Source organism: Bradyrhizobium sp. CCBAU 25360, assembly GCF_028128695.1.
GTDB lineage: Bacteria > Pseudomonadota > Alphaproteobacteria > Rhizobiales > Xanthobacteraceae > Bradyrhizobium > Bradyrhizobium ottawaense.
The window spans coordinates 1-24,607 of sequence record NZ_LBJA01000034.1; the positions used below are offsets into that span (position 1 = coordinate 1).

Annotated in this window: 22 protein-coding genes and 1 tRNA gene; 11 read left to right on the forward strand and 12 right to left on the reverse strand. The window is 61.4% G+C overall.

Features of this window, described 5'->3' with window-relative positions; genetic code table 11:
• Both XH81_RS10770 and chpT read right to left on the reverse strand, forming a co-directional pair.
• Window positions 1-679 (reverse strand): Hpt domain-containing protein (locus tag XH81_RS10770; RefSeq protein ID WP_271596180.1); only part of this gene is annotated, 679 nt, incomplete at its 3' end.
• 195 nt (window positions 680-874) lie between these two features.
• Window positions 875-1,528, reverse strand: coding sequence for a histidine phosphotransferase ChpT (gene chpT, locus XH81_RS10775; RefSeq protein WP_026202749.1), 654 nt, complete (start codon window positions 1,526-1,528; stop codon window positions 875-877).
• 227 nt (window positions 1,529-1,755) lie between these two features.
• Here chpT and XH81_RS10780 point away from each other — a divergent pair, with 227 nt between their 5' ends.
• A complete protein-coding gene (locus XH81_RS10780) occupies window positions 1,756-2,562 on the forward strand; it encodes a 3'(2'),5'-bisphosphate nucleotidase CysQ family protein (protein WP_049801761.1) in 807 nt (268 codons plus the stop codon).
• Here the strand turns inward: XH81_RS10780 and XH81_RS10785 are convergent.
• Window positions 2,556-3,041: a YHS domain-containing (seleno)protein gene (locus tag XH81_RS10785; protein ID WP_028144015.1), complete on the reverse strand. Its 486-nt coding sequence runs from the start codon at window positions 3,039-3,041 to the stop codon at window positions 2,556-2,558. The genes XH81_RS10780 and XH81_RS10785 overlap by 7 nt on opposite strands.
• Window positions 3,042-3,180: 139 nt before the next feature.
• Here XH81_RS10785 and XH81_RS10790 point away from each other — a divergent pair, with 139 nt between their 5' ends.
• The 3 genes from XH81_RS10790 (at window position 3,181) to XH81_RS10800 (ending at window position 5,436) form a co-directional block, all read left to right on the forward strand.
• Complete coding sequence (locus tag XH81_RS10790) at window positions 3,181-3,786, forward strand: DUF1134 domain-containing protein (RefSeq protein WP_018322430.1); 606 nt, start codon at window positions 3,181-3,183, stop codon at window positions 3,784-3,786.
• Window positions 3,787-3,907: 121 nt separating this feature from the next.
• On the forward strand, window positions 3,908-5,200 hold the full coding sequence (locus tag XH81_RS10795; protein WP_028144013.1) for a hypothetical protein: 1,293 nt from the start codon (window positions 3,908-3,910) through the stop codon (window positions 5,198-5,200).
• Between the two features lie 161 nt (window positions 5,201-5,361).
• Window positions 5,362-5,436: transfer RNA gene (locus XH81_RS10800), tRNA-Val, on the forward strand.
• A 531-nt stretch (window positions 5,437-5,967) separates the two neighbouring features.
• Here XH81_RS10800 and XH81_RS10805 read toward each other — a convergent pair.
• Complete coding sequence (locus XH81_RS10805) at window positions 5,968-6,489, reverse strand: hypothetical protein (protein ID WP_038972714.1); 522 nt, start codon at window positions 6,487-6,489, stop codon at window positions 5,968-5,970.
• Between the two features lie 374 nt (window positions 6,490-6,863).
• Here XH81_RS10805 and XH81_RS10810 point away from each other — a divergent pair, with 374 nt between their 5' ends.
• From XH81_RS10810 to XH81_RS10820, 3 genes are all read left to right on the forward strand, one after another.
• Window positions 6,864-8,027 (forward strand): hypothetical protein, encoded by a 1,164-nt coding sequence (locus tag XH81_RS10810; protein WP_038948260.1) that lies wholly within the window; start codon window positions 6,864-6,866, stop codon window positions 8,025-8,027.
• Between the two features lie 91 nt (window positions 8,028-8,118).
• A complete protein-coding gene (locus XH81_RS10815) occupies window positions 8,119-8,736 on the forward strand; it encodes a C39 family peptidase (RefSeq protein ID WP_038948259.1) in 618 nt (205 codons plus the stop codon).
• A complete protein-coding gene (locus tag XH81_RS10820; RefSeq protein WP_038948258.1) occupies window positions 8,723-9,388 on the forward strand; it encodes a hypothetical protein in 666 nt (221 codons plus the stop codon). The genes XH81_RS10815 and XH81_RS10820 overlap by 14 nt, the downstream gene beginning before the upstream one ends.
• Window positions 9,389-10,573: 1,185 nt before the next feature.
• Here the strand turns inward: XH81_RS10820 and XH81_RS10825 are convergent.
• Both XH81_RS10825 and XH81_RS10830 read right to left on the reverse strand, forming a co-directional pair.
• Entirely contained in the window at window positions 10,574-11,410 is an 837-nt protein-coding gene (locus XH81_RS10825; RefSeq protein WP_028140377.1) for a universal stress protein, read from the reverse strand.
• A gap of 75 nt (window positions 11,411-11,485) precedes the next feature.
• The gene (locus tag XH81_RS10830) at window positions 11,486-15,058 is read right to left on the reverse strand and encodes a GAF domain-containing protein (RefSeq protein WP_240536468.1); all 3,573 of its coding nucleotides are present in this window, start codon (window positions 15,056-15,058) and stop codon (window positions 11,486-11,488) included.
• 331 nt (window positions 15,059-15,389) lie between these two features.
• Between XH81_RS10830 and XH81_RS10835 the strand changes: the two genes are divergently transcribed.
• Window positions 15,390-15,722 (forward strand): hypothetical protein, encoded by a 333-nt coding sequence (locus XH81_RS10835; RefSeq protein WP_244439182.1) that lies wholly within the window; start codon window positions 15,390-15,392, stop codon window positions 15,720-15,722.
• A gap of 157 nt (window positions 15,723-15,879) precedes the next feature.
• Window positions 15,880-16,248, forward strand: a complete 369-nt coding sequence (locus XH81_RS38730) for a DUF7662 domain-containing protein (RefSeq protein WP_421608496.1) — start codon at window positions 15,880-15,882, stop codon at window positions 16,246-16,248.
• Between the two features lie 2,075 nt (window positions 16,249-18,323).
• Here XH81_RS38730 and XH81_RS10840 read toward each other — a convergent pair.
• From XH81_RS10840 to XH81_RS10855, 4 genes are all read right to left on the reverse strand, one after another.
• A complete protein-coding gene (locus XH81_RS10840) occupies window positions 18,324-19,001 on the reverse strand; it encodes a hypothetical protein (RefSeq protein ID WP_028140381.1) in 678 nt (225 codons plus the stop codon).
• A 130-nt stretch (window positions 19,002-19,131) separates the two neighbouring features.
• Complete coding sequence (gene greA, locus XH81_RS10845; RefSeq protein WP_028140382.1) at window positions 19,132-19,614, reverse strand: transcription elongation factor GreA; 483 nt, start codon at window positions 19,612-19,614, stop codon at window positions 19,132-19,134.
• 102 nt (window positions 19,615-19,716) lie between these two features.
• A complete protein-coding gene (locus XH81_RS10850; RefSeq protein ID WP_028140383.1) occupies window positions 19,717-20,202 on the reverse strand; it encodes a hypothetical protein in 486 nt (161 codons plus the stop codon).
• 145 nt (window positions 20,203-20,347) lie between these two features.
• Complete coding sequence (locus tag XH81_RS10855) at window positions 20,348-20,683, reverse strand: hypothetical protein (RefSeq protein WP_028140384.1); 336 nt, start codon at window positions 20,681-20,683, stop codon at window positions 20,348-20,350.
• Window positions 20,684-20,941: 258 nt separating this feature from the next.
• Between XH81_RS10855 and XH81_RS10860 the strand changes: the two genes are divergently transcribed.
• On the forward strand, window positions 20,942-21,175 hold the full coding sequence (locus XH81_RS10860) for a DUF3551 domain-containing protein (RefSeq protein ID WP_028140385.1): 234 nt from the start codon (window positions 20,942-20,944) through the stop codon (window positions 21,173-21,175).
• Between the two features lie 68 nt (window positions 21,176-21,243).
• On the opposite strand, the gene XH81_RS10865 is transcribed toward XH81_RS10860, so the two are convergent.
• Together XH81_RS10865 and XH81_RS10870 are read right to left on the reverse strand one after the other, a co-directional pair.
• Window positions 21,244-21,774 (reverse strand): hypothetical protein, encoded by a 531-nt coding sequence (locus XH81_RS10865; protein ID WP_028140386.1) that lies wholly within the window; start codon window positions 21,772-21,774, stop codon window positions 21,244-21,246.
• A 192-nt stretch (window positions 21,775-21,966) separates the two neighbouring features.
• A complete protein-coding gene (locus tag XH81_RS10870; RefSeq protein ID WP_028140387.1) occupies window positions 21,967-23,514 on the reverse strand; it encodes an acetolactate synthase large subunit in 1,548 nt (515 codons plus the stop codon).
• Between the two features lie 361 nt (window positions 23,515-23,875).
• Between XH81_RS10870 and XH81_RS10875 the strand changes: the two genes are divergently transcribed.
• A complete protein-coding gene (locus XH81_RS10875; protein WP_028140388.1) occupies window positions 23,876-24,454 on the forward strand; it encodes a L,D-transpeptidase in 579 nt (192 codons plus the stop codon).
• Window positions 24,455-24,607 lie beyond the last annotated feature (153 nt).

Sequence of the window (24,607 nt, forward strand, 5' to 3'; positions counted from 1 at the left end):
TTGCTTCCTTGGCCACTTCCTTAACAACAGGCGCGGGCGCTTCAGCGGCCGGCGCGGGCTCGGCCTTGGCTTCAGGCTTGGCGACGGGCGCGGGCGTCGGCGCTTCGATCGCGGTCTCGCGGAAGGCGCGCTCGAGCTCGTCGAGCGAGACTTCGCCCGGACGCAGCGGGCGCTCCAGGGTCTGGTCGATCAGCGTGCCCGAGGTCAGGTTTGCCGGCGCAGCAGCGGCAACCGGTGCTTCCGGCACCAGCGGCGGAGCTTCGGCAACGGGAGCGGCGGCAGCGCCCGCGGCCATTGCCGCCATGCCCTGCTCGACCATCGCTTCCAGCTTGTCGATGAGATCGCGGTCGGTCCCCTCGGGCTCGGCTTCGGTCGCTTCGAGGCCGGCGAGGATTTCCTTGATGCGGTCGATCGAGGACAGGATCACCGTCACCGCTTCGGCCTTCACCGGCATGCCGTCGCGGAATTTGCCCATCAACGTTTCGCCGGCATGCGCCAGCGCTTCGAGCCGCGGCAATCCGAGGAAGCCGCAGGTGCCCTTGATGGTGTGGACCAGGCGGAAGATGTTATCCAGGATCTTGGCGTTGTTCGGCTCCTGTTCGAACTTCACCAACTGGTTGTCGACGGTGTCCAGGCTCTCGCTGGTCTCCGTCAAAAACTCCCGCAACAGATCATCCATGAAAACAGGCCTTCATACAGGGCGGGCACGCACGAATTGTGATGCGCCTATTCGGAATGGGGCCAGCTTCACCGCAAAGCGTTTAATATTGGTTGAGTATGTGCAAAAGAACGGAACCAACAAAGAGATAAGGCGCTCCGGACAAGCCGAAGCGCCTCGTAAAGTTTTGATTAAGATGCCGAGCGCTGCGCGCGTTTACGAAGCGGTAATGATGATGGCTTCGCCTTCCGGCTTGAGCGTCACGGTGAGCCCGCAGGCCTGCGCCAGCAGCCGCGTATAATAAGGCTGGATCGCATGCGCATCCGCGGCAGGGCCGCGCTCGCCGCTCAAGAGCTCGGAGATGTTCTGCGGCAGGCGCGCATTATGTCCGGTCGCGGTGATGCGAAAGCTCATCGTTTCGCCCTCGCCGATCGGGTCGATCGTCAGCATGCCGCCGCGCGGGATCGTGTGCTGGGACACGACCAGCATGTTGAGCAGCAGCTTGACGCGATTCTTCGGCAGCAGGAGCCGGGGCAGATTCCAGGTGATCGAGCACTTGCCATCCTCGATGTGGCCGCGCGCCATGGTCTGGGCATCGCCGAGATCGATTTGCGCCCCGGACGAGCCGGCGGCGCCGAAGGCGAGACGGCAGAACTGCAGCCGGGCGGAGGCGGTCTTGGCGCTCTTGCGAATCAGGTCGAGCGCGAATTCGCGGTCTTCCGGCTTGGGATCGTCGTCGAGCACTTCGAGCCCGTTGACGATGGCGCCGACGGGGCTGATGAGATCGTGACAGACCCGCGAGCACAGCAGCGCTGCGAGTTCGAGCATATCGGGAGCAGTAGCAGTCGCGGGCGACGAGGCGTCAGACATATAAAGGGGTCCTGGAGGGTTCCTGAAATTGCACGGCGGACGCCGCGAATCACGCATGCTTGACGGATGCTTCGGGTTCTAACATTCGCCAGCCCGTGGCAGCTAGCTTGCGATAGGTTCGAAGCGGCCATAAAGGGGCTGCGGGCGAATCAACTGAGGGGGCGAGACTTGCTGACGAATGAGGCACACAGGTGAGGATCATCGACGCCGAGGCCGCATCCCGGTTGATGGAGCCGCTCACCGCGCTGGTGGTGAAGGCGGGCGAGGCGATCCTCAGCGTCAACCGGGCGGCGATGCGGATCGACGGCAAGCAGGACGGCTCGCCGGTAACTGAGGCGGATCTCGCCGCCGACCACATCATCGCGGACGGCCTGGCCCAGCTTGCGGGCGACGTTCCGACCCTTTCGGAAGAGCGGACCCCGCTCGCCTCGCCCTCGTTTGATGGCAGCTTCTTCCTGATCGACCCGCTCGACGGCACCAAGGAGTTCGTCGCCGGTCGCGACGAGTTCACCGTCAATCTCGCTTTGGTGACATCGGGCGAGCCGCTGCTGGGCATCGTCAGCGCGCCTGCGCTCGGCCTGCTCTGGCGCGGCATCGTCGGCCGCGGCGCCGAGCGCGTGAGCTTTGACGGCGCTACCATCGGCGTGGCCGAGCCGATCCACACCCGCAAGCTGCCTGCGCAAGGCGAGCCCTGGATCGCGGCGGTGAGCCGCTCGCACGGCGATCCCAGGAGCGAAGCGTTCATCGACAGCAGGCCCAACGCCGTCAGACGGACCGTCGGCTCGGCCGTGAAATTCGGCCGGATCGCGGAAGGCAGCGCCGACATCTACCCCCGGTTCGGGCCCACCTGCGAATGGGACGTCGGGGCCGGCTCTGCGGTCGTAACCGCGGCCGGCGGCAAGGTGACCGACGGCAAGGGCGGCGAGCTCCGCTTCGGCGAACGGCACGCCAGCGGCTTCATCATCCCGGAGTTCATCGCCTGGGGCGACCCGCAGGCGGCAAGACTCTGGCAAGACTCTGAAGGCTGCTACTGACCGAGCTTGTCCTGAAGGGCCGGCCAGCGCTTGCCCACCTCATAGAGGAACCGCTCGGGATTGGCGGCGAAGGCGTCGCGGTTGGCTTCCCGGCTGAACAGATAGAGCCGCTGCGCCACGATCGCGAAGAAACGGGGATTGCCGGCGACGGTCACCCCTCGGGCGATGTCGGCGGGGTCGTAGCCGCCGAATTGCGGTCCATAGATTTCGGGATGGGCCAGGAAGGAGGCGCGGTTGCCCTCGTTGCGGAAGCGCCAGACCGCGCCCCAGAGGTTCGCCTCGAACTCCGCCGTGCCCTGCATGGCCGCCCCCCCGACGAAATAGGCGACGGGATCGAACCCTTCGATGGCGACGCCGGTGAAGCGGTTGACGACGACCCGCTCGGTGGTGGCAGCCCCGGCCGGCGTGACCGGGCCGGTGAGCCATACGCCCGACAGCAGGCAGACGAGGAGGCCGATCAAGGCAATTCCGGGGCGCAAAGGGCTATCTTCCTGCCGTTGTGCCGTCATAGTTGCTGCGGATAACATCCGAGTCGAGGGGACATCCGGCGCAACCTAGAGCCTCGCCTGTTGGCGTCAGGTTAAGGAAGCGACCGGTTTCGGTACCAGGGGTTCTTTTATGACTTTCGCATCACGCCTTGCTGCGCTCGCGCTTGCCGCGATGGTCGGCTGGATCGTGCCGGCCTCCGCCCAGCAGGCGCCGCCGCCCAATCTGCCGCCGCCGCAGCGGACCCCGACGCCCAGCACCTATGGGCCGGACGAGCTCGTCGGCGCCGGACACCGCTTCTTCGGCAACGTCTCGCGCGGGCTCGCCTCGATCATCGAGAAAGCGATCAGCCAATGGGGTCTGCCCAACGGCTATATCCTGGGTGAGGAAGGTTCCGGCGCGTTCGTCGCCGGCCTGCGCTACGGCGAAGGCACGCTCTACACCAAGAATGCCGGGGATCTGCGCGTCTACTGGCAGGGCCCCTCGCTCGGCTTCGACTGGGGCGGCGACGGCGCGCGCACCATGACGCTGGTCTATAACCTGCCCGCCACCAACGCGATCTACCAGCGCTTCGCCGGCCTCGACGGCTCGGCCTACATCATCGGCGGCTTCGGCATGACGGCGCTCACCGCCAACAACATCGTGCTGGTGCCGATCCGCTCCGGGCTCGGCCTGCGGCTCGGCGCCAATATCGGCTACCTCAAATACACGCCGCGTGCGACCTGGAACCCATTCTAGGGTTTTCCTCTCCCATCGGGCTTACGGATCAAGGTTAACGACAGGCCGGGGCTGGCTTTTTGCCGGGTCGCCATGGCATGGTCGTTGGTGAATTTTTCCTTAAGCTTGGGAGTTCTGCCCCATGGTCGAACCGATCATGTACCTGGCGATCGGTTTCCTGCTTTCGATGCTGTGCGGGCTCGCGATCGTGCCGCTGGTGCATAACCGCGCCGTGCGCCTGACCACGCGCCGGCTGGAGGCCGCAACGCCGCTGTCGATGGCCGAGATCCAGGCCGACAAGGACCAGCTCCGCGCTGAATTCGCCATGTCGGCGCGGCGGCTCGAGATGAGCGTCGATCAGCTCAAGAACAAGACCACCAGCCAGCTCGCCGAGCTCGGCAAGAAGAGCGACGCCATCAACCGCATGAAGATCGAGCTTGGCGAGAAGAACGCCACGATCTTCGCGCTGGAGGCGCGCGAAAAGGCGGTGAAGGAGCAGCTCCGCGCCACCGAAGAGGAATTCAACGCCAAGACCGAAGCCCTGCGCGCCGCCGAGAACGCGCTGACCGACAAGCAGAACGAGCTCGCCAAGATCAACTCCGAACTGTCCGACCGCTCGATGATGGCGGAGAGCCGCCAGGTCGAGCTGGTCGCGGTGCGCGCCCAGATCGAGGAATTGAAGAACCGCGTCGGCGATGCCGAGAAGGAATTTGCCGCCACGCAAGCCCGCCTCGCCCAGGAGCGCACCGAATCCGAGACCGCCTCGCGCGAGCTCGGCGATGCCCGCGGCCGGGTCGAGAATCTGAGCCAGCGCGTCACCGAGCTCGATCGCCAGCTGATCGGACAGGTGAAGGAAGCCGAGATGCTGTCGAGCCGCGTCGCCGACCTCGAGGGACGGCTCGCCACGCAGGGCAAGCTGCTCGCCGAGCGCGACTATGAGAACAACCAGCTCCGCCAGGCCAATGAAGGCGCCGAACGCACCGTCAAGGAGCTGCGCGTCGAGATCGCGGCCTTGAGCGGCGGCAAGTCGTCGGCCGCCATGGAAGCGCTGCGCGCGGAAAAGACCGCGCTGGAGGAACAGCTGCGCACCGCCCGCGACGAGCGCGCCAAACTCCAGCGCGACATCAACGCGATCCAGCAGCAGGCGGAAAGCTCCTGGGCGACCGAGCGCATGGAGAACGCGCTGCTCCGCGAGCGCATCAACGACATCGCCGCCGAGGTGGCAAAACTCGCGATGCAGCTCGAAGGCCCGAACTCGCCGATCGAGGCGTTGCTCGCGGCCGAGGCCGGCCAGCCGCCGAAGCCGGCGCCGCGCCCGGCCAACGACGCCGCGACCAATGGCGCGCCGAGCCTGCCCGAAGGCGGCGGAACGCTGGCCGAGCGCATCCGGGCGCTGCAGGCCCACGCCTCCCGGGCCCGCCAGCAGGGCGCGTAAGCAGCCCGAAATCCGGCCGGGCCAGCGAATTGCGCGATCGGGCCAAGGTTTTCCGCCCCCCGCGGCGCCTGGAAACTTGACACCTTAAGCCCGCACTTCTAAATCGCGGGCTCCGATGCGCCGGCCGGCCGAACAGGTCCGGCCGTCTGCATGATGGTCCCGGGCGCATAGCTCAGCGGGAGAGCGTTCCCTTCACACGGGAGAGGTCCAAGGTTCGATCCCTTGTGCGCCCACCACCAAAACCTCTGTTATTCCAGCCTTTTTTTGTAATTTCGGCCGCGGGCATATTCGGCTGTTGCAGGCACGAAAGAGCAGAACTAAGCAGCAACACTCGGGGAAAGGCGGGGGAATTTGTTCTTGCAGCGTTCTGGCTCATAGAAGCTTAGCTCCCGCCTCTTCATCCCACTCCAGTTCACATAGCACCTCGGTATGGACCGACGTCTCCGCGGTAAAGCAGTTGGCATTCTCGGTCATAAGTCTCCGAGCCGCCTCCTCTGCTTTCGCTTTGGAATCGCAGCGCTCACCGACGCTTGCGATCACTTCTCCAGTTCGTTGAACCGCATCCCATCGCAGTATCTCCACAAGCGCGTACCAGATACCCCGTCCTGTGCGTCGGCGAACCTGGATCTCGTGATAGCGATCAGCCGCCGCGGCAATCCCGAGCCACAGCGGCCCATCCGCTTCGATCTTGGCGTTCTCGCGAGCCTCGAACGCGGCGCCTTTCAGAGCAGGCTCGCTTAGCCATTGAAGCTTGTTGGCGATGCTAATCAGGCTCGTCCTGATCTCTCGGATCGCCTCCTTGGCCTCGTAGGTGACCTTAGGAGCTTAGGAGCGATCCCCTGGGCGCGCTCGATGCGCGGCTGACTCGCTTCCTTGCGTCTCCAGATATCGTCCGCAATGGCGTCCAGGTCGTCCTTGGAGAGTGTCCATCGGTTCTCTCTCTCCCACTTCTCGCGATTGAGCTTTGGCGTGAGGTCCACGATCTTGGTCTGCGGTTGCTTTAAGGCTTCCTCGAGCGCCATGCCGGTTTCGAGCGCCGCAAAGCCAGATGCCACGAGGTCCTTGTGCACCTTACCCTTGTCGTCGAACGTCAGGAAACTCCCCTGCACTGTTTCGATCCGGAGCGGTTTCTTGCCCTCATTCTCAAGGATGACGTCGGCAACCTTCTGCTTCGTGCCAGCGTACTGCGGCATTGCGTCTTGGCCGCGGATCAGTCCCATCATGACGCGCTGCGAGATCGCTAGAAGCCCGTCCTCGGCGAACAGATAAAAGCGAATTGACAGACCCATGCGTGTCACCGTTTTACGGAAGCCGATGCTCTCGTGACATCGCTCTACCAATCAAGAGCTATTGGGTTGGATATTTCCGAAAGTTCGAGCCGCGCTCTACCGGGCGTGAAATCGGAGCGCTTCAAAGCAAGCATCTTTGACTGGGTGGTTACCTGGTGCAACGCGGGCTGCGCTCACGTCTCGTAGTTTGAGCCAGTGACATGGACCGACGGAAAAGGTTATTCCCGAACGATTTTCTACTTGACCAGCCAGAACCACTTAGACACGCTAGGGATGTATGGGGTGGCACCTGCTCGCTTTGTCGGTGGGCTCGAGAAATTTCGTCAGTAAGAATTTTTAGTTTGCGAAGTCTTTTAAGTTGGACGGGGGCAACGATGCGCGCGGTGAATTGGGCTGTCTGTATCTTGACGGCGGGGCTTGGAGGTTGTTCATTTTATCCCATACCCGACGACGTCGGCTATTCAAAGACTGAGGACATCGTTCGCTATGCTCGTTGCGAGATGAGGTCCGCAGTCATCAACTACATGCTTTCCAAAGAACTCATCGATCTTCCAGCTACCCCCGAACGGATTGCAGCACAGATTGCCGCAGCGAACGGAGAGTCGAAGAAACCCCTAACAAGCTTGAGCCCAAAGCAGAAGGTGTTGCTCCGAAAGATAGCAAAAGTCGCGGTGGTTTACGCGTTCGACTTCGATATCAAAGAGCGGAACATCTCTGGCGCCAGTGCAGCATTTAATCTTCCCTGGATGACGTCAAATGTGCTGGACGCCGGGGCTTCCGCGTCGCTCGATCTGACGCGCCAAGGTCACCGTGTTTTCACCTCCGAGGACACTTGGGACGAACTGCTCACCAATCGCGAACGGTGTCTGGGGGTTTTTGAACAGCCAGAAAATCCAGCAAACTTCATCTATCCGTTAACAGGGGCGATCGGAGTGGGACGCGTTGTCGAGACTTTCATCGATATCGAACAGCAAGGGGGTGCTAAGGACAGCTTTGTCGACACACTGACCTTTACGACAGACGCCGGTGGAGGCGCTGGCGCCGCGGTAAGACTGGACCCAGTGCCTAATCAGTTCCGGCCTGTGGCGGCGACTGCCGGCATCAGCGCGTCGCGACTGGACATTCACAAACTGACGCTTAGCCTTGTGTTTCCCCGTTTGGATCCGCCGTCAGAGGGGGGAATCAAAAATGTTGTTCGTTTTGATGGAGACCTAAACGCGCCATTCTTGCGGCCTGCACCTTGGCGAGCGCGCTATAACCTTTGCGTCCAGGATGCCCGCACAAGAGAGAACACATTTAAGCAGCTGCGTCTCACTGATCCCGTTGTCTATTGCATCACTTACGCTGACGAATTTGCACCCCAATATGGCCGCCAGCCACAGCGCACAATTGCGGTAACCTTGACGCAAGGCGCCAACTTGGCACCTGGGCCCGGCGGAGTAGAACAAGGGAAGCGCAGGAAGACGGACGATGAACGCGAGCTGCGAGAGCGGATACCAGTGCGCCCTAACCGCCCCGCCGGCCTTCTACCTTTCTGAAGTTAAGACAGGGCAGCAGCTCAAACCGTAAGCCCAACCCGAATTGTTTCTTCTACGAATTTGGATCGAGCGACATTTGAGGAGAGTGAAGATGCTAGTCCGCGCATTGTTGATCGTTGGATTGGCTGCGGCGGCTTCGAGCGGAGCGTTTGCCCAAGCGGCACCCACAGCGGTGCCGTCTTGCGATCCGCCTAGCACGATGGAACTTCAGGTCACCTTACGCCCACAAAAGACGGGTATGTGGTGCTGGGCGGCAAGCGGTCAGATGGTCATGGAGTATCTAGGAAAGTCGGTCGAGCAATGCATTCAGGCGAACTATCGTCTGCACCGCAGCGACTGCTGCAATTCCCCGACACCCGACGAATGTGTTTCGGGCGGTTGGCCGGAGTTCGAGAGATACGGATTTCAATTCAAGCGTACAAACGGCACTCCGTTGACTTGGAATCAGCTGCGCAGTCAGCTTGCCGCCAAGAAGGTAGGCGAGCCTTGCAGCTTCACGCCTTTCGCATTCAGTTGGCGCTGGATCGGGAATGGTGGCCATATGATGGTCGCAACGGGCTACACCACGACACCCGATGGAAAGAACTACGTCCATGTCAACGATCCATGGGAACCGAATATCGGAGCGACTCGGACAATCCTCTACGAGGTCTACGACCAGCTTCCAGGTGATCACACTCATTGGGACGACTTCTATGACATTCGCTAACACGGTAGCTCTGTCGAGCATCCTCGTCCTTGCCGCGGCGCCAGCCATATCACAGGACGCCAAACTGCAAACTGCAGCGCCTGCCGCGGCCACGTCCGCTGCGGCCCAATCCCTCGACACTTTCCGCTCGATCTCGAACGCTCCGACGCAGTTCAAGACACTTGGTCTTGACGCTCCCGGTGACGCCTCCCACGCTTCGATCGGAGACCCCGTTGCCGACTACATGATCGGGCTTGATCCTCTGCGGGAGTGGGACGGCGGCGATCCGATGAAGCTGCTGCGTCCGACGGGCCAGTTTGTTTATTCGATCACCGTCGATGGAAAGACCAAATCCTCCGTCACTATCGCAGAGATAAAAGGGGAATGGGTCGCTGCAGCGTTCGGAACGCCAAACGAGGCACGTGCCCGCAGCGATATAAAAGCGAACTCGACCGCGCAAGCACCTGGCGGTACCAACCATTTTGCGCAGGTACGCGTGCCCGCTTTGCGCACTACGTTTGTGGCCCTTCAAGCAAATGACGGCCTCGTCCTGACGTCCTTGACGTCACGTCCTGAATTTGGCCTTGAGCCTGGAAAGTGGGAGTCCGCATCAACGGTACTGAGGCGCTTGCAGCCATTTGCGAGACGAATTGATCCGAACCTACCAAACTGATCACCATCACTGTCTACATGGATCACGGTATCGCCAGGCAGCAGGTCTTTCCGCTCAACCTTGATCATAATCATCCTGTTGTAAAATCTCTCTGACCACCGCCCGATCATCAATACCCGTCCGACGGCTTGCAAAGGTCAAACCATGACAATTATAGCTGGATGAAGGACCACCGCGCCGATGATCAGCTTGGGGATGCTTACTCTCCCAGTTCCTGCATTCAGCCCTCTGCGAGCTCGGATCGATCGAAATAGTTCTTGATCTGTTTTACCGTGCCGAGTTTCGGTATTTAGGGAACCCCTTACTTGAATTACCAATTCCAGCCTCCCCGGGGACGTTCCGGCGCCCACTATATCCCGACGGCGCCGATTCAGGCACGTCTAGACTTCGAGCGGGGCGCGGTGCATTAGCCCTTAGAGGCATGCATTCCCACTCTGGTGGGGCCGGCGGCTTGCGCAATAGTCTGACCATCCGCCATCGACCCCGCCCTTCTCCCGCATGTTGCCGAGGCGGTAGGCCGGCTCGACCTTGTCGGCTATCGTGTGGGGCTAGGCCATGTCGGAGATGGTTGGGGGAGCCGGCCTGTTCGGTGCACCAGTCCTTGAATGTCGCCCGGAAGCCGTGCGGCACGGCGTCCCTGCTGAGGTTGGGATCGGCCCAGCGCGGGGCGCCCAGCGCCTCGCCGGCCCCGTTAAAGCGATTGATCGCCGCAGCCACTGCGTCCGTGCTTACAAACTAACCAGGCCCTCGGCCGGCAAGCTCTCGGGGACGGGCGGCGTTGCCTGCAGCCATAGGGGCAATCCGCAGAATCTCCGATGAGCCGGCGCTGTGCGGGTTAGCGGGCCCATAGCTCCAATCCCCTCTGGGGTGGGGAAAAGACGGGGAGATCGCGTTGGTCACGAAATTTGCAAATTGCATCAATCGCAGGTCTGGCCTTCACACGGGAGAGGTCCAAGGTTCGATCCCTTGTGCGCCCACCATTCATTTTCCTGACCGCTGCCGGTTGCGGACGATCGCCCTGGCCTCACGGCTGTTCGGGACCGCCCATATCAAGAACATCGAAAACAACCCCATGCACGGTAGCCGGCCTCAGTCGGATCAAGGGGCTGCGCCTTTTCCGAATCCTGGTTTGACCCGGGGCAAGACAGGAGCAGGGTTGCATGATCTGAAGAGAATCGTGCGGCGCTAATGAGCCATCAGGACAGGCAGATCCGCATGCTCCATGATATAGCTGGTCGCCCCGCCGAATATCATTTGCCGCAACCGGGCGCGGGTGAAGGCTCCCTTGATCAAGAGGTCGCAGCCCTCAGCTCTAACGGCATCGAGGACTGCCTCTCCGGTGTCGCGATCCTCCAGTTCAACCGTTCTCGCCTGCGCTGCAATGTCATTGTACCGCAGTTGCTGGACGATCTGATCGGCAGACGGTCCCGGTACCGCTTGGCCGCCAACGACGGTTAGGACAGATACCTTTTCGGCCAGACGAAGCAACGGCATGGCAAATGCGTTTGCCCGAGCTTGCTCGGTACTACCGTTCCAATGGATCATGATGTTTGTTGCGATGCTTCTTGGTGCATTCGACGGCACAAGTAGAACGGGCCTGCCGCTCTCGAACAGCGCAGATTCAATCGCGCGACGGTGAGGGCCCGCAGCATCAATGTCAGACCGTGCCATCACGATCAGATCGAAAGCGCGCCCATAGCTTCCGACAAAATCTTCGCCCTCAGGGGCGGTCTCCAGCCAGCCGAAACATGGTCGACCCAATCCAGCGGATCGAGGAACATCGTGCTTCAGCATGAATGCTTCGAAAAAGACGCGCATGTCGTTCAATTCGGCTGCGCTCTTCACTTCATACGAATCTAACAGAATGCCGGTGGCCAACTCCGCGGCCAGATATTGAGGGATGCCGAACCGGAGCGGAAAGCCTTCGATATAGGCGCCGGTACGATGCGCGAGGCGTACGGCGGCATCGAGCGTGGGTGTCATCATCGGAATATTCTGAAGCGGGACCAAGAGCGTCTTCATTTTCGACCTCCGGTGTTTGCAGTGAAGTTCGACGCAGGATTCCTAGTTTCGCTTGAATTGATGCCTACGATAATTTCACTTCGCGTCGTTCCGGTGCGCCGCCAGCCTACGCGGCAGCCTGATGATGAACTCCGTATAGTCGCCGGGCTCGGTATCGACCTCGATGCTGCCGCCGTGCTGTTTCACGATGATGTCGTGGCAGATTGAAAGGCCAAGGCCGGTTCCTTCGCCTGCGGGCTTGGTTGTGAAGAATGGGTTGAATATTTTCCCTCTCACGTCGGCCGGGATGCCGGCGCCATTGTCGCGAATCCGGATCTCGACGGCGCCGCCGAGGTTTGTCGTCGTCGCGCGCAGCCTTGGCTCGAAGCCGTCGCCGGCGGCGTCCTTTTGTTTGCTCGCCGCGTAGAAGCCATTTGAAACGAGATTGAGGAACACCCGCGTGATTTCCTGCGGATACAGATCGAGCGCCCCCGCAGACGGATCGAGGTTCCTTTCGAGCGTGATGTTGAAGCCTGCTTTCTCGGCGCGCGCTCCGTGATAAGCAAGGTTGAGGCTTTCCTCGAGGATGGCGTTGATATCGGCCGCGCGGCGTTCGCCAGACCCTTCGCGAGAGTGCAGAAGCATATTCTTGACAATGGAATCGGCGCGCGTTCCGTGCTGCACGATCTTTTCCAGGTTGCCTTGTAGCATGTGTATCAGCACGTCGATGTCCAGCCTTGCTGCCTCGCCGAGTCCGGCTGAGCGCAGCGCGTCGCCGAGTTCTTCGATCAGTTCGGAGGAAAGCGCAGCAAAATTGTTGACGAAATTGAGCGGATTCTTGATCTCATGCGCAATGCCGGCGGTGAGTTGCCCGAGCGAGGCAAGCTTCTCGGTCTGGATCAACCGATCCTGCGCATTTCGCAATTCCTCGAGCGATTGGGACAGTTCCATGGTGCGCTCGCGCAGCTCGTTCAGCAGGCGTGCATTCTCGATCGCGATCACGCCCTGGTGTGCGAAATTGGACACGAGCTCGATCTGCTTGTCAGTGAAGGATCTAACTTCCTGGCGAAAGATCGTGATGGTGCCAATCAGCTCATCTTCCTTCAGCATGGGCACGATGACGAGGGTCCGTGCGCCGGCAAGGTCGGCAAGCGCGCGAACGTTCGGGTTGCCTTCGACGTAGGGCGGCTGAGTCCTGATATCGTCGATATGAACCGTCTGATGAGTTTTCTCGACGGTGCCTAGCCCGCTCGCCGGATGTGGGCGAATGCTCTGGTACAGCCGGGTATCAACATAAGCCTGTGGCGCGTTGTGTAACGCAACCGTGCGAAAGCCGCCATCCTCGTAGAGATTCATGGTGCCGAAGCCGGCCCCGCAAATTCGCGTCGCGTTCTCCAGCATCTTGTGGAAGACCGGAGTCAATGCGCCCGATGAAGCGCTTATGATTTCCAGCACCTCCGACGTTGCCGTCTGCCGCTCCAACGATTCATTCAATTGTTCGAACAGACGCACGTTACCGATGGCGATGACAGCTTGATCCGCGAAAGTCTGAAGCAGGTTGATCTGCTTCTCGCCAAATGGACGAATCTCCGTGCGACGAAGCACGATCGCACCCATGCTCTCGTCATCGCGCAACAGCGGCACGCTCAGAACGGTCCGAACGTTTGAGCGAAGCGCATATTCGCGTCCGGTCGGGAACTCCTCGCCTTCGGGCCCGAGCAGGTCGTGCACATGAACGGTGCGACGGTCGATAATCGCCCGGCCGGTGGGCGATTTGACACTGATCGCCCGCCGGCTCCACACCACGGGAACTTGTCCATGATGGGCCTGGATGACGATGTCGTCGCCGTCCCTCAGAACCACCAGTGCATCATATGCCTCGCAAAGTCCGCATGCGCTTTCCACGATCGCCTTGAGCACCGGACCGACCTCGGTCGGCGAGGAAGCGATAACCCGCAAGATATTGGCGCTGCCGGTCTGGTACGTCAGCGCCTCAGACAGATCTCGCGTTCTGGTCTGCAATTGTTCGAACAGCCGTACATTCTCGATGGCGATCACGGCCTGGTCGGCAAATGTGGCGACCAGTTCGATCTGTTTTTCCGTGAAGGGCTGCACGCGCTTGCGAGCGATTACGAGCGCGCCGATCGGCTCATTTTCGCGCATGAGGGGAACACCGAGCGCCGTGCGCTGACCAGCCATGGTGATGGACTCGTGCAGGCCGTATTCGGCATCGGCAGCGACGTCGAGGATCTGCACTGGGCGGCGCTCAAGTACGGCCCGACCTGTTACCGTGCTCCGGCCGGGCGTAATCGGGTGACCCTGCAGAAACTCGATGTATTCCTCGGAAAACCCCACCGCTGCTCCGGCCTGATATTCATCGCCTTCGCGGCGCATGATGAATGCCATCTCCGCTTCGCACAGCCGTGCCGCCGAATCGACCAGCGTGTTGAGCACGGTCTGCAGATCGAAGGTCGAGCGGCTGATCACTTTCAGCACATCGGCAGTCGCGGTTTGCTGCTGGAGCGATTCGGCGAGATCGCGCGTCTTCGCCTGGACCTCATCGAACAGCCGGACATTCTCAATCGCGATCACGGCCTGATCGGCGAAAGTTGAGACCAAGTCGATCTGCTTGTCCGTGAACGAGTTCACGGCCTTGCGGCCCAGGAACAGCACGCCGATCGTTTCTCCGGATCGAAGCAAAGGTACGCCCAGGAGGGTCCGGTAGCCGCCGGCCCTCTGCTGCTCGGGATAAGCGTATTCGGGATCGACCAGGACATCCTGGATCTGGACAGCCTTGCCGGACAGCAGGACACGCCCAACGACGCTGCCGCGTCCAGCATTGAGTCGAATGCCCGCCGAGACCTCGGCCCACTCGGGCGAGAAATTGTACCGAGTTGCATGATAGTATGCGCCGTCGGTGTCCTGCCGGACGATTGCCGCCATGTCGGCACCACACAGCCACGCCGCCGATTCCGTGAGCGTGTCGAGCACCGTTTGCAAATCAAACGCGGAGCGGCTGATGACCTTCAACACATCGGCAGTCGCCGTCTGCTGCTGCAGCGATTCCCGCAAGTCGTCAGTGCGCGCCTGCACCTCATCGAACAGCCGCGCATTCTCAATGGCGATAACGGCCTGATCGGCGAAAGTCTGCAGAAGTTGCACATGATGCGGAGCGAAGGCACCCGGCGCGACCCGCGTGACGCTGATCATGCCGATCACCACGCCGCCGGTCGCGAGCGGAACGAACAACATGCTGCGAAAGCCGCGGGCGCGCGCGATGAATTTGATGTCGTTTGTCAGCGCTTCGGTATCGGGGGTCGGCACCACCTTACCGGCCCGCGCACTTTCAAAACTCTCGAAATCGGCAATCGGCCGCGGAAACATCTGCTGCAAAGCTCGATCGGCCGCAGAATTCGTCGGCGTGAAGGCCGCCAAATGGGCAGTGCCGTCAATGAAGCGGAATACGGTCGTCGAAAAGCCGCCGAGCAGGGCATTGGCGCGCCTCGCGATCGCATCGAATACCGGCTTCACCTCCGATGGCGAACTGGCAATGATTTTGAGGATGTCCGCGGTGGCGGTCTCGCGATCTTGTGCAGCGCGCAATTCGGCCAGGAGCCGCGCGTTCTCGTGCTGCAATTCCGCCACAACGCCCTGAGGAAGCGCGGCCATGATGAAAATCCAGGTCGCCAGCCGGTTCGCGGCCGACGTCAAAATCCAATCAAGAAAGCGTCGGAATTATTCCACCATCAGGTGCCTCCGACCAGACGTATCGCTAGTTGATTTTCAATCGACCACGCGTCAATTCGCCTCCTCGATCTACCGAGGCAGCGAGCTCCACAAGTCGCGCCGCTTTGGTCCACATGGTGGCAGATCGCCGGATCCAAGTGCGGCTATTGCGGCGGCTGATTTCGGACCGCCTCTAATCTCTCAATGGGAGATACGGGTTGATTTAATTTTGCGCTAGCTTTTTCCGCACCAATGCTTCAGACTTGCCTTTATTATGGATTTAATTTTTCAGGGCGCTGCGATGGGAAAACCTGCCGTTTCCCGCGATGCTTTCCGTGGGCTGTTTGCTTTATATGCTGCGAAGGCGCATCACGACCGTAAGGCCGAGGGCGAACATTGTCTCTTGAAGCTATTCGGATCTGCGGAAGATTTACCCGATGCTTTACTGCTGCAGTGTTCGGACAGAGCTGAGCTGCTCCGCTCTGAAACTGTTGGTCGCTTGGTGAGCCCGCGCGTCCGTCAAATCACGAACGGCAACGCTCAATATGACCATGCCAGCGACTTTCTGCACGCGCTACTGCGAGACCTTGAGCAAAAAGTGCACTAATCGATACTCGCTGCGCTATCGTCGCTGATCCAGGAGCAATTGAATCTGGTGATGCGAGCCAACTCATGCCGGGGCGAAGCGGAGCGATCAATCAGCTGCACCAGATACCTGGAGCATGGCAGGGACGCCTACGGGCCAACGTGACGAGCCGAATGTTATGTCCGTTTACGATCCATTACGGGAAGAGCTACAGCGCACAGGGCCGCAAACGATTCGGCTCACATTCTCGGAAATTGAAGCAATTCTCGGCAGACCGTTGCCGCCGTCAGCGTACAAGTTCAATGCCTGGTGGGGAAACAATTTGCGCAAAGCCGGTCACACGCAATCTATGGCTTGGCTGCATGCCGGCTTTGTAGCCAGGGTTTCACTAAGACAGCGAGCCGTGGAGTTCATCGACCTCGACGAATTCCACCGCGCCGGGCTAGCGCCCCGCCCGTACCGGCAAGGTCCATCAGAGACATCGCCAAGAGGGCACCTCAGGAACGCATCGCGTCAATCGCGTGGGCTATCAGGACCGCAACGCTGACGCCGATAAGGATAACGAGGACCCAGTTCAAAAACACGTTCGCCTCCACCTTTGGAATTGAACCCGAGCAACCGTGCACAGTCAAAAACAACCGGCCAAAACTATTAATTTCGGCTTGGGTTGAGGATTCAATGTAACTGTTGCGTCCGTTGTCGGCCCTATCGATGGAATGCCATAAATAGAAGAACCCCGACAACGCACGCCGCGAGCGAGAGCAAGTAAATACCCACGGCAAATCCCGACTCATCTCGAACTGGAGATTTAAATGGGAACTCGCATTATGCGCCGGTCAAGCCCAAAGCTTACTGGAAACGGTTGATAGGACCTTTAAGCTTCCTGCTGCGGCAATCATGGCACGGCAGCCGAGTCTCTGCCGCGACACTCCAGCTTTAAATGGCTAAATTAAATGCACTTTGCCATGGAGATTAGGTCTGATTTAATTCCGCTCTCACGCGACTGCGACCGGCGCATTCAAAGCAAGAAGCGCGCGATTTGCGTTTGCTCGCACAGGCCTTACCGACGCCTTTTTCCACATTTATGACAAGCGACCTCGGTTTGGGGCCGAGATCGCCAACCTTGGGGAAGGTTTGCTCCCGACGGGGGCTTTTGATTTGGGGACTTGTCGGAAGCTTGGATTCGACTCGGAATTGGGAAAGTCGTTCCGCTTACCGAGCAAATAAAAGCGGCCTCAGCGAACGGGTGCCGGGGCCGCTGCATTTCCGACCATTCATTCAGCTCACCTGTCCTATCGGGGTTCGTCCCCATAGTCATCGGACTTGTAAGCGCTATCGGTCCACCTGATGGGTTTGTCCCTTCCTGATGCGGAAGGCAATAATGCTCATCGAATTGTCCTCAAAGAGCAGCCGTGGCCGCGCGCGTTCTTGAAGCAGTCTGGGCGGCTGAGGCCGGCTGGGCTCTGCTTCGGCTTAGAGAGCCTTTGGGCCAGAGCAAAACAGCAATTCACACTTCACGGTCGCGTGCACGAAACCATTTTGGCGGCCAAACGAAGCGGCGCTGAAACAACGGCGTCCGATGCTGAGATCGAGTGAGGGAGGATTAAATGCGCAGCCTAATTTTCGGGGTAGTGCTCGTAGCGCTAGCAACGATCGGATCTTCATCGTTTGTTTCGGCCGCTCTTTCGGCAACGCGGGATGCGAAGTCCGCAACGATCTCAACGCGGTTCGCGCCAGCACCAAATGCTCCCAGTTGCACTTTCGCCCCCAGGCCGCGGGCGGGTTTGAGCGTGCGTTCTTGAGCGGCTATTTTCCGAACCATGGATCGGCACTTCGCTGGTCGATCAGAACCTGATTCAATCTCAACGGCTTGAACGAATAGCAATTGCGACCAAGGATAATTGCGCATTGTGCGTAGCTTGGGGATACCTGCTAATAGGTCAACGCATCTGCATTTTCCGAATCGACGTTCCATGGTCGCTGGCGCATGCGCCGTATTCGGGGGTGTAGGTGTGAGCCAGTTTCTATCGATGCTGCTGCTAACAACAGCCGTGGCTTTAACCGTCTGCTTCGGGGTGGCGGCGTGGCGCCTCTCTGACGAAAAGGACACCGATATCACTGGCCAGATCGCACGCCAGTCGTATGGATGGAAAGCGGCACCGGCCAGATAACCCTTTCGCTTGCCTCCTGCGCGCTCTCTGGCCTGAAATGCCGGTTGCGCTTCCCTGGCACGGTCCTTGCCAATCCCGGCCTATCTTTACCGGTCCTGGCAGGGAGCCGTTTCGCGATGAAACAGAAATCTCGAACCTCAAAGCCGCAAAAGCCTACTCTGGCACACATAGCTTCCGATTTGGTGAGATTGCTTAAGGCGATACAGGATCTCGAGGGCCTCAGAGAGAAAGTCCGGCTAGCAGAAGCCGCTCGCGTATTGCACTAAGCTTGGCGGGTAGAGGCGCATTATTTAGGTGTGGCTAGATCAGCGCCGTCGCCCTGAAGCTGTCGATCGCAGGCGATCACGGCGCCCGCCAGCGGTCCTTCGAGCTGCCTCAAAATGTCGAAAACAACCCCATGCACACAAGTTGACGGGCGTTGAGCTGCCGGAGGTGTAAGACGGAGCAGGCTTCAGGCGACCCGCTCCGGCCGCCAGGCCGCGTAGAGGCCAACAAGCGTCCCCATGGCGGCCAGCGCTGCCGCCAACAGCACCTGCAATTCGCCGTCATCAGCAGGGCCGACGGACGATACCAACCTGGTCACGATCACGAACAGGATGCCCACGGCGGCCGCTGCACCCGCGCAGAGATAGGCGAGCTCTCGCGTCAGGCTGCGGCCGAGAAGTCCGAGCGCCGTGAAATACATCGCGCAGGCGTTGGGATGAACGAACAAGGCAATGCGCGCGTAAGCGCCATAGGCGTCGAACAGGGACTCACATCGGCGCAGGGCCGCCTTCGAGGCCACCCGCTGCAGGAACGGCCTGAAGAAACGAGCCTGTCCGTAACTCAAGACGGCGCCCAGGATGATAGCGAGCCACGCCACCACAAAGACGGAAGCATCCGCCGACTTTGGATTGAGCGCCACGGACATCAGGATGAGGGCGGTTCCGGGAAAATAGCCGAAATACGGGAAGACCGACTCCAGGAGCACGCAGACGAACATGAACACCAGAAACCACGACGAACCGGTCGCACCCTGGACGATGGCGTTCAGATCGAAAAGGTTTGCCCTGTACAGGACGAGATACATGCACATGGCCAATGCAGCCAGCGCGTAAAACGGCAATGCTCCCGACAGAAACCGTCTCATCCAACCATCGGGCTTTGTTTCGCGGACACGGCGGGGATCATCGATATCAGGACAAGACAACGGAAACACATAACTCATGCTTTAGGCGAATGGGATTGCTCCTGCAATCCTCGCCTCACCCTGCACGCTGCTACGCAATCGACAGAATCTCGATCTCTTGCGCGCCCGTCCCTACGACGTCACCCACCGCCTTCCCCATCAGCGACCGCGCGACCGGCGCGACGAACGAGATCGTCCCCGCCTTCGGGTCGGCTTCGTCCTCGCCGACGATGCGGTAGGTCTGCACGCGGCCGTCGGTGCGGCTGAAGGTCACGGTGCTGCCGAAGGCGACCGTTTCGGTCGAGGTCGGATCGGGAATGAGCTGCGCCGTGCGCAGCCGTTCGGTCAGATAGCGGGCGTCGCGCAACGGCACCGCCGACTGCCGGCGCTTTTCGTTGACGTCCTCGATGGCCTGCGCGGCCTCATAAGCCTCGCGGGCCTGCTGAAGCTGCGTCTGCAACGCCTGCAGCCCTGCTTCCGTCACGAGGTTGGGATGCGGCGAGATCGGGCGATCCGGCAACAGCGTCTCGGACGCGGTTTCGGCGCTTTCTTCCTTGGTAAAGGCGACGCTCAATTCAAAGATCCTGTCGAACTGTTTCGGGTAACGGCGCGCACCATCATGCTGCGATTCACCGAGGGGAAATCGCGCAGAGGCGCCGCTGACGATTGCCCTGGACTATATCTCAAGTTCGACGAAACGACGGAGCTTGAAGACGAGGTCCGGCATGGCCTGGCGGAACCGCGTCGCGTTCTGGAAATTGGTCGAGAACGGGGCGAAGGTAATCATGGCGTTCCAGTGCCGGTAGCCATAGACCGTGACCGAGGCGCCGGTCGCCGGGAAATTCTCCAGCTTGCGCAGCTCGCCAAGCACGAGATCGGCGATCGCTTCTGCCGGCAACAGCTGCTTGCCATCCCGCGTCGTGACGATTTTCGCAGGCGGCTCGACCGGTTCCACGGTGGCCGGCGCGGCGCTGGCCGCATCCTCCTGCCCGGTCGACGTCGCCTCAGGGACGGGCGTCGCGACCGCGTCCGCTCCGTTCGACGGCACGGTCGGCGGCCCCTCGGTGAGCGGCGGCGGTGCAACACTGTCTGCGCGCTTGTTGCCTCCAAGGATGCTGCTGATCATGGCCACAAGGCCAGCATCCTTCACGTCGTCACTCATCACTCCCCCCAGGCTTCGGCCTACTCTAGCACTGCGCTCGCAGACCGCCACCGGGGATATGAGGTCGGCAGCCGCCCGGCCGGCGCCCATCTGGGCAGGCACCGGCGGCGCGACGGCTGATCACGTCGCGCCGCCGTGCGACCCGTCACTGCTTATCGAACGGGATATATTGCTGGTACTGCTTGGGCACCGAGCTGCGATAGCGCGCGGGCACGGTGCCGCTGTCGACGGAGTGGTCGATTTCCTGCTGCCGCGTCATCTTCTTCTTCGCCGGCTTCTTCGACGCGCCCTTCTTGGAGTCGGTCGGCTGGCTGGACGTGTCGGTGGTTGCGCTCGGCGCCGCCGTCGTGGCCGGCGCAGTGGTTGTCGCCGCAGGCGCCGCGGTTCCGCCGGCAGCAGGCGTGCTTTGGGCCAGGGCATGCGGCGTTTGCGTCATGAGCGCCAGCGCTGCCACTGCAGCCAGCAAATATGATTTCTGCATCAGAACCTCCAAATGCCTTGATCCGTATGAGGCAAGCCTAGTCCCACGGGATCGAGGCGTGCAAGTTCGCCGAGGATAGGTCGGAACCCGTGCGCGAACTGTGGCGGAGATCACAGTGCAAGCCGCTGGCTGCGTCACGATGTACCTCGCTTCGAACGCATCCGGCGTCGCGGACACCAACACAGCATGACCCCGCGTCAGACAGGCCACGGGAACGCCAAGGCTCGGTCGTTCCACCTACCATTGAAGGAGATCGAAATGCGTCGCACCATCCTCACGCTTGCATCGTTCGCAACGCTGATCGCCGCATCGTTGTCGGCGGCCCCGGCCCAGGCCGGAAGCGACAGATACTGCCTGCAGGGCCGCAACTGGGGCTATCCCGGCAACTGCCAGTTCGCGAGCTACCAGCAATGTGCCGCCACGGCCTCCGGAACGTCGGCCTATTGCGGCATCAACCCGCGCTACGCCTATTCGCAGCCGTATCATTACTGATGACGCAGGTGGTGAGACTCCCTCTCCCGCAAGCGGGAGAGGGAGAGCACCTGTTGTGCCGGAAGTGATTAGCCCGGCCTCTGCGCGCTGGCTCCCAATCCGCTTTCCTCGAGCCGCGTCGCGAACCAGAGCGAGAGCGGCTGATCGATTGCGGCGCTGACATACACCTCCGACATCGTCACATGATGCTTGTCCAGCACGAGCAGCACGCCGATCCAGTAGGGAAACCAGACATGCACGTCGGTCAGCGCCCGCAGCTTGTGCTGGTCGTGCTCAAGCGGGGTGTGATTGCTCGCCTTGCGGATCTCCACCGTGAGCAGATTGTTCGGGATCTCGCGCTGATGCACGACGACATCGGGGTAGATCGACTTGCCGAGATGGTCGTCGGTCGAGATGATGGTGCCGTGCGGCAGATGCAGCGTGCGCTCGCCGAGCCGGTCGTAATTGCAGTCGACCGACCAGCCGGCGAACTGCTTCTCCAGATGCACGGCGAACCGGTGGGTGACCGCGCGCTCGCCGATGTCCTTCTCGAACAGGAAGCCCTCGTGGGCGTAGAAGTCCCGCAGCGCCGCGATCACCTTGTTCAGCTCGGTCTGCATCGTGCCTCCGGGCCCATCTCACGCACCTGGTTCGGTGTCGTCCCGGCGAACGCCGGGACCCATACCGCGAGGTCTATCGAGTGTACACGGCGCACGTACCGAACTCCGAGTCTTCGCCAAACCTCTCCCTGGGGTTATGGGTCCCGGCGTTCGCCGGGACGACGTGGGGAGAGAGCTTGTTCAATCACCCCCCTACATCTGGACTTCGATCAGCCGCGGCCCCGGCTCGGCCACGGCTTCGGCCAGCGCCTTGTTGAACTCGTCGGCATTGGTGACGGCGCGGCCGGGCACGCCCATGCCCTTGGCCAGCGCGACGAAATCCAGCGTCGGGCGGTCGAGCCGGAGCATGTCGTTGGCGCGCTGACCGGGCTCGCCGGCGCCGACATTGTCGAACTCGCCGCGCAGGATCTGGTAGATGCGGTTGGCGAACACGATGGTGACGATATTGAGGTTCTCGCGCGCCTGGGTCCACAGCGACTGGATCGTGTACATCGCGCTGCCGTCACCGACCATGCAGATCACCTTGCGGTCGGGGCATGCGATCGCGGCGCCAATCGAGAGCGGCGTCGAGAAGCCGATCGAGCCGCCCATGTTCTGGAGCCAATCGTGCGGCGCGGCGGCGGCCGTCGGCGGGAAGAAGGCGCGGCCGGTGGTGAGAGACTCGTCGACCAGAATCGCATTCTCGGGGATCGCGTACGCAATCGACTGCGCGATCGAGGCATGGGTCAGCGCGCCGGTCGGCTTGATCAGCTCCTGCACCGCCTGCGGCTTGACGTCCTTGGCGCTGGCCTTGACGGCGCCGGCGAGCGCTTCGAGCGCTGCGACCGAATTCTCGCCCCACGAGGTCATGCGATGCACGTCGCAGCCCTCGGGCTTGAGCATGCTCGGCTTGTTCGGATAGGCGAAGAACGCCACGGGATCGTCGGACTCGACCAGCACGATGTGACGGAACTTGGCCAGCATCGGCAGCGCGTTCTCGATCACGTAATGGATGCGGTCGATCGAGTAGCGGCCGCGGCCGCGCGCCATCTTGGGGCGGAAGGTCGGACCCATCACGGTGCAGCCGGTCTTGGCGGCGATGCGCTCGGCCAGCGCAAGGCCCTGCTCGCTCAGGGCGCTGCCGGTCATCAGCAGCAGCGTACCCTCACCGTCGCCATGCAGGATTTTTGCGGCCTGCTCGACCGCCTGCGGCGAATAGCTCGCGCGCTGCTGCTCGGCTGGAACCTCGGCAACGCCGTCGGCCTCGTTCCAGGCGGTGTCGGCGGGCAGGATCAGGGTCGCGATCTGCGGCGGGGCGCTCTTGGCGGCGGCAATCGCCGCGGCGCCGTCGGCGGCGACCGATTTGGCATCCGGCGAGGTGCGGACCCAGGACGACATCGGCCGGGCCAGGCCCTCGATGTCGGAGGTCAGCGGCGCGTTGAAGCCGATGTGGTAGACCGCATGCTGGCCGACGATGTTGACGATGCCGGAATTGGCCTTCTTGGCGTTGTGCAGATTGGCAAGGCCGTTGGCGAGGCCTGGGCCGAGATGCAGCAGCGTCGAGGCCGGCGTGCCCTTCATGCGGAAATAGCCGTCCGCTGCACCGGTCACGACGCCCTCGAACAGGCCGAGCACGCAGCGCATGCCGGGCACGCGGTCGAGAGCTGCGACAAAATGCATCTCGGAGGTGCCTGGGTTGGTGAAGCAGACATCCACCCCACCCTTGACCATCGTCCGCACCAGGCTTTCCGCACCGTTCATTCGTTCTGCTCCCGCAACCGGCAATATCCAAAGACCCGTTCGATCAATCATTGTTCGCTCGTCCCGTCAAAGCAATAGGCGGCATCGCGGCCCTGCCCCGCGCGACGATGCGCCGGCTTGGCTAATAGCCCGTTCCGATAGAGTCGGAACGGGGTATTAGCCCCATGTTTTGACGCGTTTTCTTGATGCGAACCGGTATCCACTTCGCTTGAAAACGCTCTGGCGCTTTTCGGCAAATGGCATGGTTGCCGATTTGATAACGCCTGTGCTGGATGATGTCCCTCACGGGGCCGTGGCTTGCGAAAAGCCCGCAAATATGGCCTGTGGCCTGTGTTGAATCGATTTTTTGCTGGGGGAAACAATGATCCGGTTTTTTGCCGCGCCGATTGCCGCCGTCGCACTGCTGTCGGCCATGGCGGGCGGCGCGTTCGCCGAAGAGTTCGACTCGCGCGACATCATGGGCGGCGGCCCGAACTTCTTCCGTTCCGGCGCCAATCCGATCCCCCGCACCACCGTCATGTATAACGGCAATTACGCCCCCGGCACGATCGTGGTGAACACCAGCGAACGGCGGCTGTATCTGGTGCTGCAGAACGGCCAGGCGCTGCGCTACGGCATCGGCGTCGGCCGCGACGGCTTCCGCTGGGGCGGGGTGCACAGGATCACCGCCAAGAAGGAATGGCCGGACTGGACGCCGCCGTCGCAGATGCTGGCGCGCCGGCCGGACCTGCCGCGCCACATGAAGGGCGGCGTCGAGAATCCGCTCGGCGCGCGCGCAATGTATCTGGGCTCGACGCTCTACCGCATCCACGGCTCCAACGAGCCGGAGACGATCGGCCAGGCGGTCTCCTCGGGCTGCTTCCGCATGACCAATGACGACGTCAGCGATCTCTACGGCCGCGTCTCGGTCGGTACCACGGTGGTGGTGCTGAACAACTGACGCAACTCTCGTAGGGTGGGCAAAGCCGGAGGATCGCGCGAACGCGCGGTCTGCCGGCGTGCCCACGGGTTTGAGATGGTGGGCACGGCGCTTTCGCGCCTTTGTCCACCCTACGACACTGTAACTCTCTTGTTACAGACAACGCCGGGAACC